This window comes from Streptomyces sp. NPDC097619, assembly GCF_040302735.1.
Taxonomy (GTDB): domain Bacteria; phylum Actinomycetota; class Actinomycetes; order Streptomycetales; family Streptomycetaceae; genus Streptomyces.
Map to the genome: position 1 here is coordinate 1 of NZ_JBEOSD010000023.1, position 14,742 is coordinate 14,742.

General features: G+C 73.6%; 13 protein-coding genes and 1 riboswitch. Of the genes, 8 read left to right on the forward strand and 5 right to left on the reverse strand.

Annotated elements, in window-relative coordinates; genetic code table 11:
* Positions 1 to 135 precede the first annotated feature (135 nt).
* Positions 136 to 633: a carboxymuconolactone decarboxylase family protein gene (locus tag ABTZ17_RS09160; RefSeq protein ID WP_352194898.1), complete on the reverse strand. Its 498-nt coding sequence runs from the start codon at positions 631 to 633 to the stop codon at positions 136 to 138.
* Between the two features lie 47 nt (positions 634 to 680).
* Here ABTZ17_RS09160 and pdxR point away from each other — a divergent pair, with 47 nt between their 5' ends.
* Positions 681 to 2,123: a MocR-like pyridoxine biosynthesis transcription factor PdxR gene (gene pdxR, locus ABTZ17_RS09165; protein ID WP_352194899.1), complete on the forward strand. Its 1,443-nt coding sequence runs from the start codon at positions 681 to 683 to the stop codon at positions 2,121 to 2,123.
* A 15-nt stretch (positions 2,124 to 2,138) separates the two neighbouring features.
* Here pdxR and ABTZ17_RS09170 read toward each other — a convergent pair whose 3' ends face one another.
* Together ABTZ17_RS09170 and rocD are read right to left on the reverse strand one after the other, a co-directional pair.
* Positions 2,139 to 2,972 carry a DMT family protein gene (locus ABTZ17_RS09170; RefSeq protein WP_352194900.1) on the reverse strand — a complete coding sequence of 278 codons (834 nt, stop codon included), beginning with the start codon at positions 2,970 to 2,972 and terminating at the stop codon, positions 2,139 to 2,141.
* A gap of 279 nt (positions 2,973 to 3,251) precedes the next feature.
* On the reverse strand, positions 3,252 to 4,454 hold the full coding sequence (gene rocD / locus ABTZ17_RS09175; protein ID WP_352194901.1) for an ornithine--oxo-acid transaminase: 1,203 nt from the start codon (positions 4,452 to 4,454) through the stop codon (positions 3,252 to 3,254).
* 106 nt (positions 4,455 to 4,560) lie between these two features.
* A riboswitch (ZMP/ZTP riboswitch) is annotated at positions 4,561 to 4,652 on the forward strand.
* Between the two features lie 34 nt (positions 4,653 to 4,686).
* Here rocD and glyA point away from each other — a divergent pair.
* The 4 genes from glyA (at position 4,687) to ABTZ17_RS09195 (ending at position 9,256) form a co-directional block, all read left to right on the forward strand.
* Positions 4,687 to 5,979, forward strand: coding sequence for a serine hydroxymethyltransferase (gene glyA / locus ABTZ17_RS09180; protein ID WP_352194902.1), 1,293 nt, complete (start codon positions 4,687 to 4,689; stop codon positions 5,977 to 5,979).
* Between the two features lie 264 nt (positions 5,980 to 6,243).
* Positions 6,244 to 7,257, forward strand: a complete 1,014-nt coding sequence (gene trpS, locus ABTZ17_RS09185; RefSeq protein ID WP_352194903.1) for a tryptophan--tRNA ligase — start codon at positions 6,244 to 6,246, stop codon at positions 7,255 to 7,257.
* Between the two features lie 138 nt (positions 7,258 to 7,395).
* Positions 7,396 to 7,983: a 2'-5' RNA ligase family protein gene (locus ABTZ17_RS09190; RefSeq protein ID WP_352194904.1), complete on the forward strand. Its 588-nt coding sequence runs from the start codon at positions 7,396 to 7,398 to the stop codon at positions 7,981 to 7,983.
* Positions 7,984 to 8,203: 220 nt separating this feature from the next.
* The gene (locus tag ABTZ17_RS09195; protein WP_352194905.1) at positions 8,204 to 9,256 is read left to right on the forward strand and encodes a YhjD/YihY/BrkB family envelope integrity protein; all 1,053 of its coding nucleotides are present in this window, start codon (positions 8,204 to 8,206) and stop codon (positions 9,254 to 9,256) included.
* Here ABTZ17_RS09195 and ABTZ17_RS09200 read toward each other — a convergent pair.
* Complete coding sequence (locus ABTZ17_RS09200; protein WP_352194906.1) at positions 9,207 to 10,457, reverse strand: D-alanyl-D-alanine carboxypeptidase family protein; 1,251 nt, start codon at positions 10,455 to 10,457, stop codon at positions 9,207 to 9,209. The two genes, ABTZ17_RS09195 and ABTZ17_RS09200, sit on opposite strands and share 50 nt — an antisense overlap.
* Before the next feature lie 121 nt (positions 10,458 to 10,578).
* Here ABTZ17_RS09200 and ABTZ17_RS09205 point away from each other — a divergent pair, with 121 nt between their 5' ends.
* The 3 genes from ABTZ17_RS09205 to ABTZ17_RS09215 all read left to right on the forward strand — a co-directional run bounded on the left by ABTZ17_RS09205 (position 10,579) and on the right by ABTZ17_RS09215 (position 13,947).
* Complete coding sequence (locus ABTZ17_RS09205) at positions 10,579 to 10,854, forward strand: SCO4848 family membrane protein (RefSeq protein ID WP_352194907.1); 276 nt, start codon at positions 10,579 to 10,581, stop codon at positions 10,852 to 10,854.
* 5 nt (positions 10,855 to 10,859) lie between these two features.
* Positions 10,860 to 12,251 (forward strand): metallophosphoesterase, encoded by a 1,392-nt coding sequence (locus tag ABTZ17_RS09210; RefSeq protein ID WP_352194959.1) that lies wholly within the window; start codon positions 10,860 to 10,862, stop codon positions 12,249 to 12,251.
* 139 nt (positions 12,252 to 12,390) lie between these two features.
* Complete coding sequence (locus tag ABTZ17_RS09215) at positions 12,391 to 13,947, forward strand: ABC transporter substrate-binding protein (RefSeq protein WP_352194908.1); 1,557 nt, start codon at positions 12,391 to 12,393, stop codon at positions 13,945 to 13,947.
* Here the strand turns inward: ABTZ17_RS09215 and ABTZ17_RS09220 are convergent.
* Positions 13,944 to 14,735, reverse strand: a complete 792-nt coding sequence (locus ABTZ17_RS09220) for a TetR/AcrR family transcriptional regulator (protein ID WP_352194909.1) — start codon at positions 14,733 to 14,735, stop codon at positions 13,944 to 13,946. The two genes, ABTZ17_RS09215 and ABTZ17_RS09220, sit on opposite strands and share 4 nt — an antisense overlap.
* Positions 14,736 to 14,742: the final 7 nt, after the last annotated feature.

Consider the following 14,742-nt stretch of genomic DNA (forward strand, 5'->3'; position numbering starts at 1 on the left):
ACGACCCCCTCACGCCGCCCGGGCCCCACTCCTGGGACCCCCCCGGCTCACCCCCCCGCGCCCGGGGCGCCCCCCCGGCGCCCCCCGGCCGGTGCGGGACGACGGGCCCGGACCCGGAAGGCGGGCCCGCGACGGCTACTTGTACATGCCCGCCGTGTAGTGGCCGGGCACCAGGCGGCAGGCCACGCCGAAGCGGTTCCAGGCGTTGATGGTCGCGATCACCGCGAGCAGCTGGGAGAGCTCGGCCTCGCCGAACTCCTTGGCGGCCCGGGCGAACACCTCGTCCGGCACGAACCCGTCGGTGAGGACGGTCACGGCGTCGGTGAGTTCGAGGGCGACGAGCTCCCGTGCGGTGTAGAAGTGCCGGGACTCCTCCCACGCGGACAGCTGCACGATCCGGGCCGGGGTCTCACCGTCGGCGAGGGCGTCCACGGTGTGCATGTCCAGGCAGTAGGCGCACTTGTTGAGCTGCGAGGCGCGGATCTTGATCAGCTCGACCAGCGAGGGGTCGAGGTCCTTCTTCGAGGCCTTCTCCAGGGCCAGCATGGCCTTGTAGACCTCGGGAGCGTGCCGGTACCAGTCCAGGCGGGCCGGGGTCTCGGGGGCGTACACGGTGTCATCGGATGCGCTCATGGTTCCCACCGTACGAGCACGACAGCGGAAGGCTATGGTCCACTCACATGACGGATCCCTGGGCCACTTTCGGCGCTGACCTGCACCTGGAGCTGGCCGGAAGGGGGCAACGTGGCCGGGAACGCCCGGCCGGAGAGGCCGGTTCCGGAGGGTCCGGCGGCACCGGCGGTCCCACCGGGGTGAAGGCCGGGCTGGTACACGCCCTGCGGGAGGCCGTCCGCGGCGGCCGGCTGGCCGCCGGGACCCGACTGCCCTCCTCCCGGCAGCTCGCCGCCGACCTCGGACTGGCCCGCAACACCGTCGCCGACGGCTACGCCCAACTCGTCGCCGAGGGCTGGCTGACGGCCCGCCAGGGCTCCGGCACCCGGGTCGCCGCCCGGCCCGCCACCCCGCCCCGGGCCCCCGCCCGCCCCGGCCCCTCCTACAGCCTCGTCCCCGGCTCCCCGGACCTCTCGGGCTTCCCCCGGGCGGCCTGGCTGGCGGCCGCCCGGCGCGCCCTCACCGAAGCCCCGCACGAGGCCTTCGGATACGGGGACCCGCGCGGCCGCACCGAGCTGCGCGTGGTCCTCGCCGCCTACCTGGCCCGGGCCCGGGGGGTCTACGCCGACCCCGAACGGCTCGTCCTGTGCGCCGGGTTCGCGCACGGACTGATGCTCCTCACCGAGGTGCTGGGGCGGCGCGGGGCCCGCGCCGTGGCCGTGGACTCCTACAGCCTCGACATCCACCGCGGACTGGTCGAGCGCGGCGGACTGCGCACCGTGCCGCGCACCGCCGAGGAACTGCCCGGACCGGACGCGGGCGCCGTCCTGCTGACCCCCGCCCACCAGTTCCCCACCGGGTCCGCCATGCCCCCCGAGCGGCGCGCCGCCCTCCTGGACTGGGCGCGGACGACCGGCGGGACCGTCCTGGAGGACGACTACGACGGGGAGTTCCGCTACGACCGGCAGCTCGTCGGAGCCCTCCAGGGCCTCGATCCCGACCGCGTGGTCTACCTGGGCACGGCCAGCAAGAGCCTCGCCCCCGGACTGCGCATCGGCTGGATGGTGCTCCCGCCCGACCTGCTGCCCGAGGTGGTGGCCGCCAAGGGCCACGCGGAGTGGGCCTCCAGCTCCCTGGAACAGCTCACCCTCGCCCAGTTCATCGCCTCCGGCGCCTACGACCGGCACGTGCGCGCCATGCGGCTGCGGTACCGGCGCCGCCGGGACCAGCTCGTCGCCGCCCTCGCCGAAGGCTGCCCCGGACTCGCCGTCTCCGGCGTGGCGGCCGGACTCCACGCCGTCCTCGACCTGCCGGCCGGGACCGAACCGAAGGTGCTGCGGGCGGCGGCCGAGCGGGGGCTCCGTCTGGAGGGGCTGGCGCGGTACCGGCACCCGGAGGCGGGGCTGCCGGAGCGGGACGGGGTGGTCATCGGGTACGCCACGCCCTCGGATTCCGCGTGGGGGCCGACCCTGGCCGCGCTGCGCGAGGCCCTGCGCGAGGCGGCCACCTGACCGTTCCGGCGGGGGTCAGGGGCTCTCGTCGGGGGGAGGGGGTTCGCCGAAGCGGGAGAGGGCGAGGGCGCCGGTGACGGCGAGGGCGAAGCCGAGGACCGCCAGCCAGGTGAGGCCCTCGCGGGTGCGGTCGCCGAGCCAGATCACCCCGGCGAGGGCCGGGCCGATGGTCTCGCCCAGGACCATGCCCGCCGTGGCCGTCGTCACCGACCCCTGCTGGAGGGCCGAGGTCAGCAGCAGGAAGGCGGCGCCGCCGCCCAGGAGCAGGGCGTACACGGCCGGATCGGTCAGCAGGGCGCCGGGGGAGAGGTCGTCCACGAGCCGGACGGCCACCTCGACCACGCCGAACCCGGTCCCCGAGCCCAGGCCCAGCGCGAGGGCCCGGGCCCGGCCGGGCAGCCGCCCCGCCGCGGCCCCGACGACCAGCACGGCCGCCGCGCACCCCAGCAGCGCCCAGCCCAGCCACCCCGGGCCGGGATCGGAACCCTCCTCGCCGGAGGCCAGCCCGAGCAGGGCCAGACCGAGGCAGACCAGGGCCACCGCGCCCCACTCCGGCCGGGTCAGCCGGACCCGCAGCAGCCGGGCGGCCACCACCGCCGTCACGGCGAGGCTGGCCGCCAGCGCGGCCCCCACGGCGTAGATGGGCAGGGACCGCAGGGCGACGATCTGAAGCAGGAAACCGAGCCCGTCGAGGCCGAGCCCGGCGAGGTAGCGCCACTGCCGCAGGGCCCGCAGCAGGAGCCGCGCGTCCACGCCCGAACCGCTGCCGGGCTCGGCGGCCCGGGCGGCCACGGCCTGGAGCACCGAGGCGGTACCGAAGCAGAGGGCCGCTCCGAGTGCGCAGATCATCCCGAGAAGCACAAACAGGACGATAGCCGCCCCGACCCCGCTTACGGGCTCCGGCCACCTCCGGCCCCACCCCGTGGTGTCTCCCGCCCTGGCGCGCTGCAGCTTCCCGCCCCGCCGTAGTCGAACGTCGGCAGGAACCACTTCCAGCCCCGCCGGCGCTTGAGGCGCGCCGCCCGCGGAGCGGGCGGGTCGGGGCCCGGGGCGGAGACCCGGGTTCGGGAAGGGGCGGGGCGGGGAGGAGGCCCCGCGCAGCGGCCCGCCCCGGCCCTCACCTCCCGGTCAGCCCGCCAGCACCTCGCGCAACCGGTCCAGCCCCCAGTCCAGGTCCTCCTTGGAGATCACCAGCGGCGGCGCCAGCCGAATGGTCTGTCCGTGGGTGTCCTTCACGAGCACGCCGAGCTCCATCAGCCGCTCCGAGACCTCCCGCCCGGTGCCGCGACCGGGGGCGACGTCCACGCCCGCCCAGAGCCCGCGCCCCCGCACCGCGGTCACGGAGTCGCCGACCAGCAGGCCCAGTTCGCGGTGCAGGTGGTCGCCGAGCTCCGTGGCCCGCTGCTGGTGCTCGCCGGTGCGGAGCATGGCCACGACCTCCAGGGCCACCGCGCAGGCGAGCGGGTTGCCGCCGAAGGTGGAGCCGTGTTCGCCGGGCTTGAAGACGCCGAGGACGTCGCGGTCCGCGACCACCGCGGAGACGGGGACGATGCCGCCGCCGAGGGCCTTGCCGAGGAGGTAGACGTCCGGGACCACCTGTTCGTGGTCGCAGGCGAAGGTGCGTCCGGTGCGGCCGAGGCCGGACTGGATCTCGTCCGCGATGAAGAGGACGTCCCGCTCGCGGGTCAGTTCGCGGACCCCCTGGAGGTAGCCCGCGGGCGGTACGAGCACCCCCGCCTCGCCCTGGATCGGTTCGATGAGCACCGCCACGGTGTGCGCGGTGACGGCGGCGCGCAGGGCCGTCAGGTCGCCGTAGGGGACGATCTCGAAGCCGGGGGTGTAGGGGCCGAAGTGGTCCCGGGCGTCGTGGTCCGTGGAGAAGGACACGATGGTGGTGGTGCGGCCGTGGAAGTTGTCGGCGGCGACGACGATCTTGGCGTGGCCGTCCGGGACGCCCTTGACCTCGTACCCCCACTTGCGGGCGGTCTTCACGGCGGTCTCCACCGCCTCCGCCCCGGTGTTCATCGGCAGGACCATCTCCTTGCCGCACAACTCCGCGAGCCCGGCGCAGAACTCGGCGAACCGGTCGTGGTGGAAGGCCCGGGAGGTCAGCGTGACCCGGTCCAGCTGGGCCTTGGCCGCGTCGACCAGACGTCTGTTGCCGTGGCCGAAGTTGAGGGCCGAGTAGCCGGCCAGCATGTCCAGGTACCTGCGGCCCTCCACGTCGGTCATCCAGGCCCCCTCCGCGGAGGCGACGACGACCGGGAGCGGATGGTAGTTGTGCGCGCTGTGCGCCTCGGCGGAGCGGATGGCCTCTTCTGTGCTCGACACGGGATCTCCGTTCGTTCCTGACCGGTGACACGGGTGGCGTCCCTTCTATCGTCGCTCGCATCCCGGACGCGGAAACCTTCGCGCGCGGCGCGCCCGCTACTGTGGGGGCACGCACGGCGACTGGCGCACGGAGAAGCGACTCCGGGGGAGCCGTGCGCGCACGACCGCAGCAGAGGGCCGCTCGCCTGGGCCTCGCGGGGACGAACCCACATCGACCCCGGAGGACGCCGCGATGACCGCGCACCCCGATCACCAGCTCCTGCCCGACCGCCATCCCGCCCTGCTGGCCGCCGACCCCGCGATCGCCGGTCTGGTGGCCGCCGAGGAGCGGTTGCAGGCCGACACCCTGCGGCTGATCCCCAGCGAGAACTACGTGTCCGCGGCCGTACTGGAGGCGTCCGGCACCGTCCTCCAGAACAAGTACAGCGAGGGCTACCCGGGCCGCCGCTACTACGAGGGCCAGCAGAACATCGACCGGGTCGAGGCCCTCGCGGTGGAGCGGGCCAAGGCCGTCTTCGGCGTGGACCACGCCAACGTGCAGCCGTACTCCGGCTCCCCGGCCAACCTGGCCGTCTACCTCGCCTTCGCGCAGCCCGGCGACACCGTGATGGGCATGGCCCTGCCGATGGGCGGCCACCTCACGCACGGCTGGGGCGTCTCGGCCACCGGCTCCTGGTTCCGGGGCGTGCAGTACGGGGTGCGGGCCGACACCGGTCTGATCGACTACGACGAGGTCCGCGAACTGGCCCTCAAGGAGCGCCCGAAGGTGCTCTTCTGCGGTGGCACGGCCCTGCCCCGCACCATCGACTTCGCGGCCTTCGCGGAGATCGCCGCCGAGGCGGGGGCGGTGCTCGTCGCGGACGTGGCGCACATCGCGGGTCTGATCGCGGGCGGGGCGCACCCCTCTCCCGTGCCGCACGCGGATGTGGTGTCCACCACCACCCACAAGACGCTGCGCGGTCCGCGCGGCGCCATGCTGATGTGCCGCGAGGAGCACGCGAAGGCCATCGACAAGGCGGTCTTCCCGGGGCTCCAGGGCGGCCCGCACAACCAGACCACGGCCGGTATCGCGGTGGCCCTGCACGAGGCGGCGCAGCCCTCCTTCCGGGAGTACGCGCACGCGGTGGTGGCCAACGCCAAGGCGCTGGCGGAGGCCCTGCTGGAGCGCGGCTTCGACCTGGTCTCGGGCGGTACCGACAACCACCTGATCCTGATGGACCTCACCCCGAAGGACGTGCCGGGGAAGGCGGCCGCGAAGGCCCTGGACCGGGCGGGCATCGTCGTCAACTACAACACCGTGCCGTACGACCCGCGGAAGCCCTTCGACCCCTCCGGCATCCGCATCGGCACCCCGTCGCTGACCTCGCGGGGTCTGGACACCGGGGACATGCCGCTGGTGGCGGAGTGGATCGACCGCGGCATCGCGGCCGCGCGCACCGGGGACGAGGCCGCCCTGGCGGCGGTCCGCGCCGAGGTGGCCGGGCTGATGGCCGCGCACCCGGCCCCCGGTCTGCCGCAGTACTGAGCCCCGGGCATCCGGCCCCGGCCCGTGGCAGGCGCGGGTCGGGGCCGGAGCGCCGCGGCCGTTCCCGCGGTCGCCGCGCCCGCGCCCGTCCGGTGCCCGTCCGGCGGGCCTCCTCCCGCGAGGTCCGCCGCGACCCCGGCCGCCACCCCCGCCGCCACCACGCCGTGATCTTCGTTGTGATCTCCGCCTCAGGGGCCCGACGGTTCCGGCCGGTTCCGGTCACCGTGCGGCCGGGAGCCGCCCCGTACCTGAGAGAATGGCGGCATGGCCTTCGACCGACCCCGCGCGCTCTCCGGTATCCAGCCCACCTCCGGCTCGTTCCACCTCGGGAACTACCTGGGCGCCATCCGCCAGTACGTCGCCCTGCAGGAATCGCACGACGCGTTCTACATGGTCGTGGACCTGCACGCGATCACCGTGCCGCAGGATCCGGCGGACCTCCGGGCGAACACCCGGCTCTCCGCGGCCCAGCTGCTGGCCGCCGGTCTGGACCCGGAGCGCTGCACCCTCTTCGTGCAGAGCCACGTCCCCGAGCACGCCCAGCTCGGCTGGGTGATGAACTGCATCACCGGCTTCGGCGAGGCGAGCCGGATGACCCAGTTCAAGGACAAGTCGGCGAAGCAGGGCGCGAACAACGCCACCGTGGGCCTGTTCACCTACCCGATCCTCCAGGTCGCGGACATCCTCCTCTACCAGGCCGACGCCGTGCCGGTCGGCGAGGACCAGCGCCAGCACATCGAGCTGACCCGCGACCTCGCCGAGCGCTTCAACCAGCGCTTCGGGAAGACCTTCACGGTGCCGGCCCCGCACATCGTCAAGGAGGTCGCGAAGATCTACGACCTCCAGGACCCCGCGGCGAAGATGTCGAAGTCCGCCTCCACCCCCAAGGGTCTGATCAACCTCCTCGACGAGCCCAAGGCCACCGAGAAGAAGATCAAGAGCGCGGTCACCGACACCGAGGCCGAGATCCGCTTCGACGCCGTGAACAAGCCCGGCGTCAGCAACCTGCTCACCATCTACTCCACCCTGACCGGCACGGCCGTGCCGGTCCTGGAGGAGAAGTACGCGGGCAAGGGCTACGGCGCGCTCAAGACCGACCTCGCCGAGGTCATGGTGGAATTCGTCACCCCGTTCAAGCAGCGCACCCAGGAGTACCTGGACGACCCCGCGGAGCTGGACGCGGTGCTGGCCAGGGGCGCGGCGAAGGCCCGCGCGGTGGCCTCGGAGACCCTCGCGCTCGCCTACGACCGGCTCGGTTTCCTGGCTCCCCGGGCCTGAGGCCGGCCGGGAAACACCCGGCGATCTGGGACCCTGGCAGGGAAGGGGGTGCTGCCCCCACACTGGGCGGCAGCACACCCGTGCGCCAGGACGGAAACGGGCGGTCGGCGGACCGCCGGACCAATGACGGAGGAACACGTGGGGACCGTAACGCTCGGCGTTTCGATCGCGGTCCCGGAGCCGTACGGCAGCCTGCTCCAGGAGCGGCGGGCCGGCTTCGGGGACGCCGCGGCGCACGGCATCCCCACGCACGTCACCCTCGTGCCGCCCACCGAGGTGGAGGCCGCGCGGCTGCCCGCGATCGGCACCCACCTCGCCGAGGTGGCCGCCGCCGGGCGCCCCTTCCCGATGCGGCTCGCGGGCACCGGCACCTTCCGCCCGCTGTCCCCGGTGGTCTTCGTGAAGCTCGTCGCGGGCAGTGCGGCCTGCAACCGGCTCCAGGGGCTGGTCCGGGACCCGCAGGGCCCGCTCCAGCGGGAACTCCAGTTCCCGTACCACCCGCACGTCACCGTGGCCCACGGCATCTCCGAGGAGGCCATGGACCGGGCCTACCGGGAGTTGGCGGACTTCGAGGCGGAGTGGATCTCGGAGAGCTTCGCCCTCTACGAGCAGGGCGCGGACGGGATCTGGCGGAAGCTGCGGGACTACGCCTTCGGCACCGGCCCGGCCGGGGTCCCGGCACAGGTGCCGGCCCACCGGGACGAGCCGAGCCCGTTGCAGACCTGACGCAGCCGCCGAGCCCGGAACCACAGGGACCGCAGCAGCAGGGCGTGGAACGGCGGGGCGGCTGCGGTCTTCGTCATGGGGCCGACGGTAGCGCCCGAACCGGACGAATCCTGTGATTTCGCACCTTCTCGGCACGGGGTCCGGAACCGCCTCCGGCCCGTCTCCCGGCGCGCGGTCCGCGTTCCCCGACGCGTAGTCCGTTCGGGCTTACGGTGCTTCCATGGACTGGCTGAGGAACCTCCCCGTGGTGGGGCCGTGGCTGGCGCGCCTGATGCGCACCCACGCCTTCCGTGCCTATCTGCGGCTGGACCGCGTGCACTGGAGCAGGCTGGCCGCCGCCATCACCTTCATCAGCTTCCTCGCCCTGTTCCCCCTGTTGACCGTCGCCGCGGCGGTGGGCGCGGCGCTGCTGAGCGGCGAGCAGTTGGACAAGCTGGAGGAGAACCTCACCGAGCAGGTGCCGGGGATCTCCGAACAGCTCGACGTCGGCGCCCTGGTGGACAACGCGGGCACCGTCGGACTCGTCGCCGGCCTGCTGCTGCTGTTCACCGGCATCGGCTGGGTGGGCTCCATGCGGGACTGCCTGCGCGCGGTCTGGGAGCGGGACGACGAGGACGAGGGCAACCCGATCCTGCGCAAGCTCAAGGACGGGGCGGTCCTGCTCGGCCTCGGCGGGGCCGGGCTCTGCTCGGCCGCCGCCTCCGTGGTGGGCTCCAGCGCCGTGGGCAAGACGGCGGACTGGGTGGGCATCCCGCGGGACGGGGCGGGCGGGGTCCTGCTGCGCTCGGCCGCCTTCGGCATCAGCGTCCTGGCGGCCTTCCTGCTCCTGCTGTACGTGCTCACCCTCCTGCCGGGGGTGGAGGTGCCGCGCGGCCGGCTCTTCACGGCGGCCCTGATCGGTGCGGCCGGCTTCGAGCTCCTGAAGATCCTGCTGAGCAGCTACATCCGGGACGTGGCCGCGAAGAGCATGTACGGGGCGTTCGGGGTGCCGGTGGCCCTGCTGCTGTGGATCAACCTGACGGCGAAACTGCTGCTCTACTGCTCGGCCTGGACGGCCACGGGCCCGGTCTCCGAGGAGGAGGACGGCCCTGAGGCGAAGCCGGGCCCGGCACCGGAGGACGACCCTGAGGCGAAGGGCGGCCCGGCACCGGAGGAGGGCCCTGAGGGGGGACCCCGTCCGGAGCCCGGATCGGGCCCCGGACGGGAGTCCGGGGCCTCCGGGGTCAGTCCTGCCCGGCGGTCCGGCGGGCCCGCTTCGGCCAGCGGCGGTTGACGAGGAAGGCCCCGCCCGCCAGGGCCGCCAGCACCCCGCCGGTCACCCCGAGGGCCATGCCGAATCCGCCCGCGGACTCCGGGGCGGCCGCGGCGGCCGTGGGCCGGCCCTCGTCGTGGGACTGGGCGGGGGAGCCGTGCGGGGTGGTGTCGGCGCTCTTCGGCGGGACCAGCTCGCCCACCGGCCGGACCTTCCCGGCCGCCGCGAAGCCCCAGTCGAAGAGGGCGGCGGTCTCCTCGTAGACGCTGTTGGCCCCGCCCGCGGACGGGTTCATCACCGTGACCAGCAGCTTGCGGTCCCCGCGCTGGGCCACGCCCGTGAAGGTGGACCCGGCCATGGTGGTGTTGCCGTTCTTCACGCCCGCCACGCCCTTGTACGGGGTCATGCCGTGGGCGCCGGTCAGCAGCCGGTTGGTGTTCTGGATGCCGAAGGTGGGTCGCTGGGCGCCGGCCGCCCCCGCCGCGCCGGGGAACTGGGCCGTGGCGGTGGCCGCGTACTCCCGGAAGTCCTTCTTCTGCATCCCGGAGCGGGCGATCAGGGTCAGGTCGTAGGCGCTGCTGACCTGGCCGGGCGCGTCGTAGCCGTCGGGGGAGACCACGTGGGTGTCCAGGGCCTGGAGCTCCTCCGCGTGGGCCTGCATGTCGGACACGGTCTTGGCCACACCGCCGTTCATCGCGGCCAGCACGTGCACGGCGTCGTTCCCGGACATCAGGAAGACCCCGAGCCACAGGTCGTGGACGGAGTACTCCTGGTCCTCCTTCACGCCGACCAGGCTGCTGCCCGAGCCGACGCCCTGGAGCTCGGCGTCGGTGACCTTGTGCAGCTGCTCCTTGGGCAGGGCCGGGAGCACCGTGTCCGCGAAGAGCATCTTCATGGTGGAGGCCGGGGGCAGTCGCCAGTGCGCGTTGTGCGCGGCGAGCACCTCCCCCGACTCGGCGTCCGCCACGATCCAGGACCGGCCGGTCAGCTCCGTGGGCAGGGCGGGGGCCCCGGGCAGCAGGTTCACCTGGGTGCCGGGACGGCCGAGGGCGGCCCCGCCCACGATGGACATGGAGGCGGGCGGTGCGGGCTGCGCGGGCGCCCGCACCCCGCCCTTGCCGTCGGCCGGGGGCGGACTCGGGGCGGCGTGCACCGGTCCCGCGAGGAGGACGGGCAGCAGCGCGGCGGACAGGACCGTCAGCGCGGTCTTCTTGACTGACACGCAGGTGAACGTACATGCAGTCCGGGCGGAACCGGAGCCGGACGGGTCAAACGGCTGTACGGCTCCCCGGGACAGCCCACCCCGGCGCCGCCGTCCTGGGGACGGATCCGATACTGAGGGCATGAAACTGAGCCGCGCCGCCTCCTGGTTCCTGCTCGTCTTCGGAGTGTGGAGCTGGTTCATCTGGGTGTCCTTCGTCCGGAACCTGTGGAAGGACGGCAGCGGGCTGGCCTTCGACGAGGCGGGCGACCCCACTGCCTACTTCTGGGTGCACCTGATCCTGGCCGTCACGTCCTTTCTCCTGGGGACGGCCGTCGGCCTGATCGGGTTGCGTGCGGTGCGCGCCCTGCGACGCGAGTCACGCGCGGCCGCGGAGACCTCGGGGGGCACGGCGTGAGCGTCCTGATCTTCGTGGTGGTGCTCCTGGCGGTCCTGGCGCTGCTGGGGCTGGTGCACCGCTGGCTGTGGGTCCGGCTGGTGCGGGACACGACCCGCCCCGGCGGCCCCGCCCGACGGATCGGTACGGCGGCCCTGATCGTGCTGCCGCTGCTGGCCCTGGCCGCGCTCACGGCGGGCCGGGCGGGCGCCCCCTTCCTCGTCCAGCAGCTCGTCTCCTGGCCCGGCTACATGTGGCTGGCGGTGCTGCTCTACCTCTCCCTGGCGATGCTCGTCGCGGAGCCGGTCCGCGCCCTGTGGCTGCGGCGCCTCGCCCGCCGGGGGCCCGTGGACGGCCCCGGCGCGGACCGTGCGTCCGAAGGCGCTCCCGAGCCGGCCCCCGAGCCCGCCCCGGTCCCGGACCGGGAGCGGACGGCCACGACCGCCGCCGGGACGCCCACGGCTCCCGCCACGACCGCCGCCTCTCCAGCGCCCGCCGCCGCTCCCGCGCCGGCCGCCGGCGCCCCCGCCGTCCCCGGTGAGGAGCCGCCCGCGGCCCCCGGGGCCCCGGCCGCCCCCGCCCCGGTCCCGCCCCTGGACCGACGCACCTTCGTGGCCCGGACCCTGGCCGTCACCGCCGTGGCCGCCGCCACGGGCACCGTGGCCAACGGCACCTACGGCGTGCTGCGCGGCCCGAAGGTCAAGCGGGTCACCGTGCCCCTGGCCAAGCTGCCCCGGGCCGCCCACGGCTTCCGGATCGCCGTGGTCAGCGACGTCCACCTGGGCCCCGTGCTCGGCCGGGCCCACACCGAGCGCATCGTCCGCGCCGTCAACGCCACCCAGTCCGATCTGATCGCCATCGTCGGCGACCTCGTCGACGGGGACGTGTCCGACCTCGGGCCCGCCGCCGAACCGCTGACCCGGCTCCGCGCCCGCCACGGCACCTACTTCGTCACCGGCAACCACGAGTACTTCTCCGGCGCCCAGCAGTGGGTGGACCACGTCCGCGAGCTGGGCCTGCGCCCGTTGGAGAACGCCCGCACCGAGATGCCGTACTTCGACCTCGCCGGAGTCAACGACATCGCGGGTGAAGCCGAGGGTCAGGGGCCGGACTTCGGCCGGGCCCTGGGGGACCGGGACCGGGCCCGCGCGGCCGTCCTCCTGGCCCACCAGCCCGTGGTGATCCACGACGCGGTCCGCCACGGGGTGGACCTCCAGCTCTCCGGGCACACCCACGGCGGGCAGCTGTGGCCCGGGGAGTACCTGGCCGAGCCGGCCAACCCCACGGTGGCGGGTCTGGAGCGGTACGGGGACACCCAGCTGTATGTCTCCCGGGGCGCGGGCGCCTGGGGCCCGCCGGTCCGGGTCGGCGCCCCCTCCGACATCACCGTGGTCGAACTGGCCTCATACCAGAGCTGAATCCCGCAGCCAACGACAAAACACCCTTCCACTTGTGAAACTTCCGTGATTGAGTGTGCCGCGTTGCAAGGCGCCGTACCGCGTGAGACCCACGCCGCGGCGCGGGTGGGGCCCTTGGTGCAAGAGGAGTCAAAGCGGTATGCGGTCTGTTCGTTCCCGGGCCATCACGGCCGGGCTGGTATTGGTCGTGGCGGGCGTCGGAGCCTGGCAGTTGCTCCCCTCAGGGGCCGGGGGGCGGGACGCCGTCACGGTCGGGACCACCGACGTGGCCTCGTCCCTGGACCCGGCCGGCGCCTATGACGCCGGCTCCTGGGCCCTGTACAGCAACATCTACCAGTCGCTGCTGACCATCAAGCCGGGTGCCGCCGACCCCGAGCCGGACGCCGCCAGCTCCTGCCGGTTCATCGGGCAGAAGCTGACGACCTACCAGTGTGAGGTCCGCGAGGGCCTGAAGTTCTCCAACGGGCGCGAGATCACGGCCGAGGACGTCAAGTACTCCTTCGACCGGATCAAGAAGATCAACTCCGACCAGGGTCCGGCCCCGCTGCTGAACACCCTGAAGTCGGTGACGGCGAAGGACCGGACGGTCACCTTCAACCTCAGCGCCCGGGACGCCACCTTCCCCTTCAAGATCGCCACCGGCGCCGGCTCCATCGTGGACAGCTCGAAGTACCCGGCGGACGCGCTGCGCACCGGGGACGGGGCGGACGGCTCCGGCCCGTACGTGCTCAAGTCCTTCGACAAGGGCAAGGAGGCCGAGCTGGCCCCCAACGAGTCCTACAAGGGCCCGGTCAAGCCCGCCCACGTGCCCGTGAACGTCCGCTACTTCACCGACGCCGAGGGCCTGGACGCCGCCTGGCAGTCCCGCGACGTGGACGTGGCCCACCGCGACCTGCCCCCGCAGGTGCTCGCCGGCCTCCGGCCCGGCCTGGAGGACACCCGCTACCAGCAGTCCGGCGGCTCCGAGACCCGCAACCTGGTCTTCAACGTCCGCAAGGGTTCGCCGGTGGAGGAGCAGCCCGTCCGCCGCGCCGTCGCCGCCGTCCTGGACCGCGCCAAGATCGCGAGCGAGGTCTACCAGGGCACCGTCACCCCGCTGTACTCCCTGATCCCGCAGGGCGTCGGCGGCCACGGCACGCCCTTCTTCGACAGCTACCCCGAGCCCAGCGCGGACCGGGCGAAGGAGATCCTGCGCGCGGCCGACATCAGCACCCCGGTCTCCTTCACCCTCGGCTTCAACTCCCGCGGCACCACCGCCGCCGAGGCCGCCGAGATCAAGAAGCAGCTGGAGTCGAGCGGGCTGTTCAAGGTGAAGACCGAGGGCGTGGCCGAGTGGCCCGAGTTCCAGAAGGCCTACGCGGCCGGGAAGTTCGACGCCTACACCATCGGTTGGATCGCCGACTTCCCCGACCCGGACAACTTCACCGCCCCGCTGGTCGGCTCGGACTCCTCGATGAACAACGGCTTCCGCGACCGCCGCATCGACACCCTGATCACCCGCACCCAGTCCTACAGCGACCGCGCGATGGCCGCGAGCGACTTCCGCGACCTCCAGAAGGAGGTGGCCGAGCAGGTCCCGATGCTGCCGATCTGGCAGAAGAAGGACTTCGTGGTCAGCCGCGAGGCCGTCACCGGCGCCCAGTACCTCTCCGACGGCACCGGAGTCTGGCGCCTGTGGGAGCTGAACTGGCTCTAGGAGCCGCCGCCGGGAAGGTCCTCCCCGGCGCCCTCGTCCTCACCGGCCGTCCCGTTCGCGGGGCGGCCGGCGGTCTTCCGGGAGCGGGCCGAGGCCGTGGCGGCGGCCGTACGGGCCATCCCCGGCAGGAAGTCGTCGAACAGCTCGTGCAGTTCGCGGACCAGCGGGCGCAGCACCCGGAACCGCGAGAGCACGATCCCGCGCGTGGTGAGGGCCGCGCCGCGCTCCGCCATCCGCCGGGTCCGCGCGCTGTCCTCGGAGCGGTCGAACACCCAGTAGAGGACCAGGCCCATCTGGGAGAGCCACATCAGCTCGGGCAGGACGTCGGCCAGCTCGGCCGGGACCTTGGTCTTCGACCCGGCCAGCACCTCCCGGTGCAGGGCGATGGCCTGGTTGCGGGCCGGCTCGGACTCCGGGGAGAAGGGGCTGAGCGGGCTCTCCGGGTCGGCGGCGTTCTTGAAGAACTGGGCCGCGAACTCGTGGTACGGGGCCGCGATGTCCAGCCAGGAGGTCAGCACCCCGGAGAGGCGGGTCTGCAGGTCGGTCTCCCGGTCCAGGATCGGCCGGACCGCCGTCAGGTGCTCGGCGCCGATCCGGTCGTAGAACCCCTGGACCAGGTGCTCCTTGGAGGAGAAGTAGTAGTAGGCGTTGCCGACGGAGACTCCGGCCTCCTTGGCGATGGCCCGCATGGTCGTCTTGTCGTAGCCGCGCTCCTGGAACAGCCGGAGCGCGGTTTCGAGGATGAGCGTGCGGGTCTGTTCGCTCTTGGCGGGCTTGGTCTCTGTCACGGTGTCC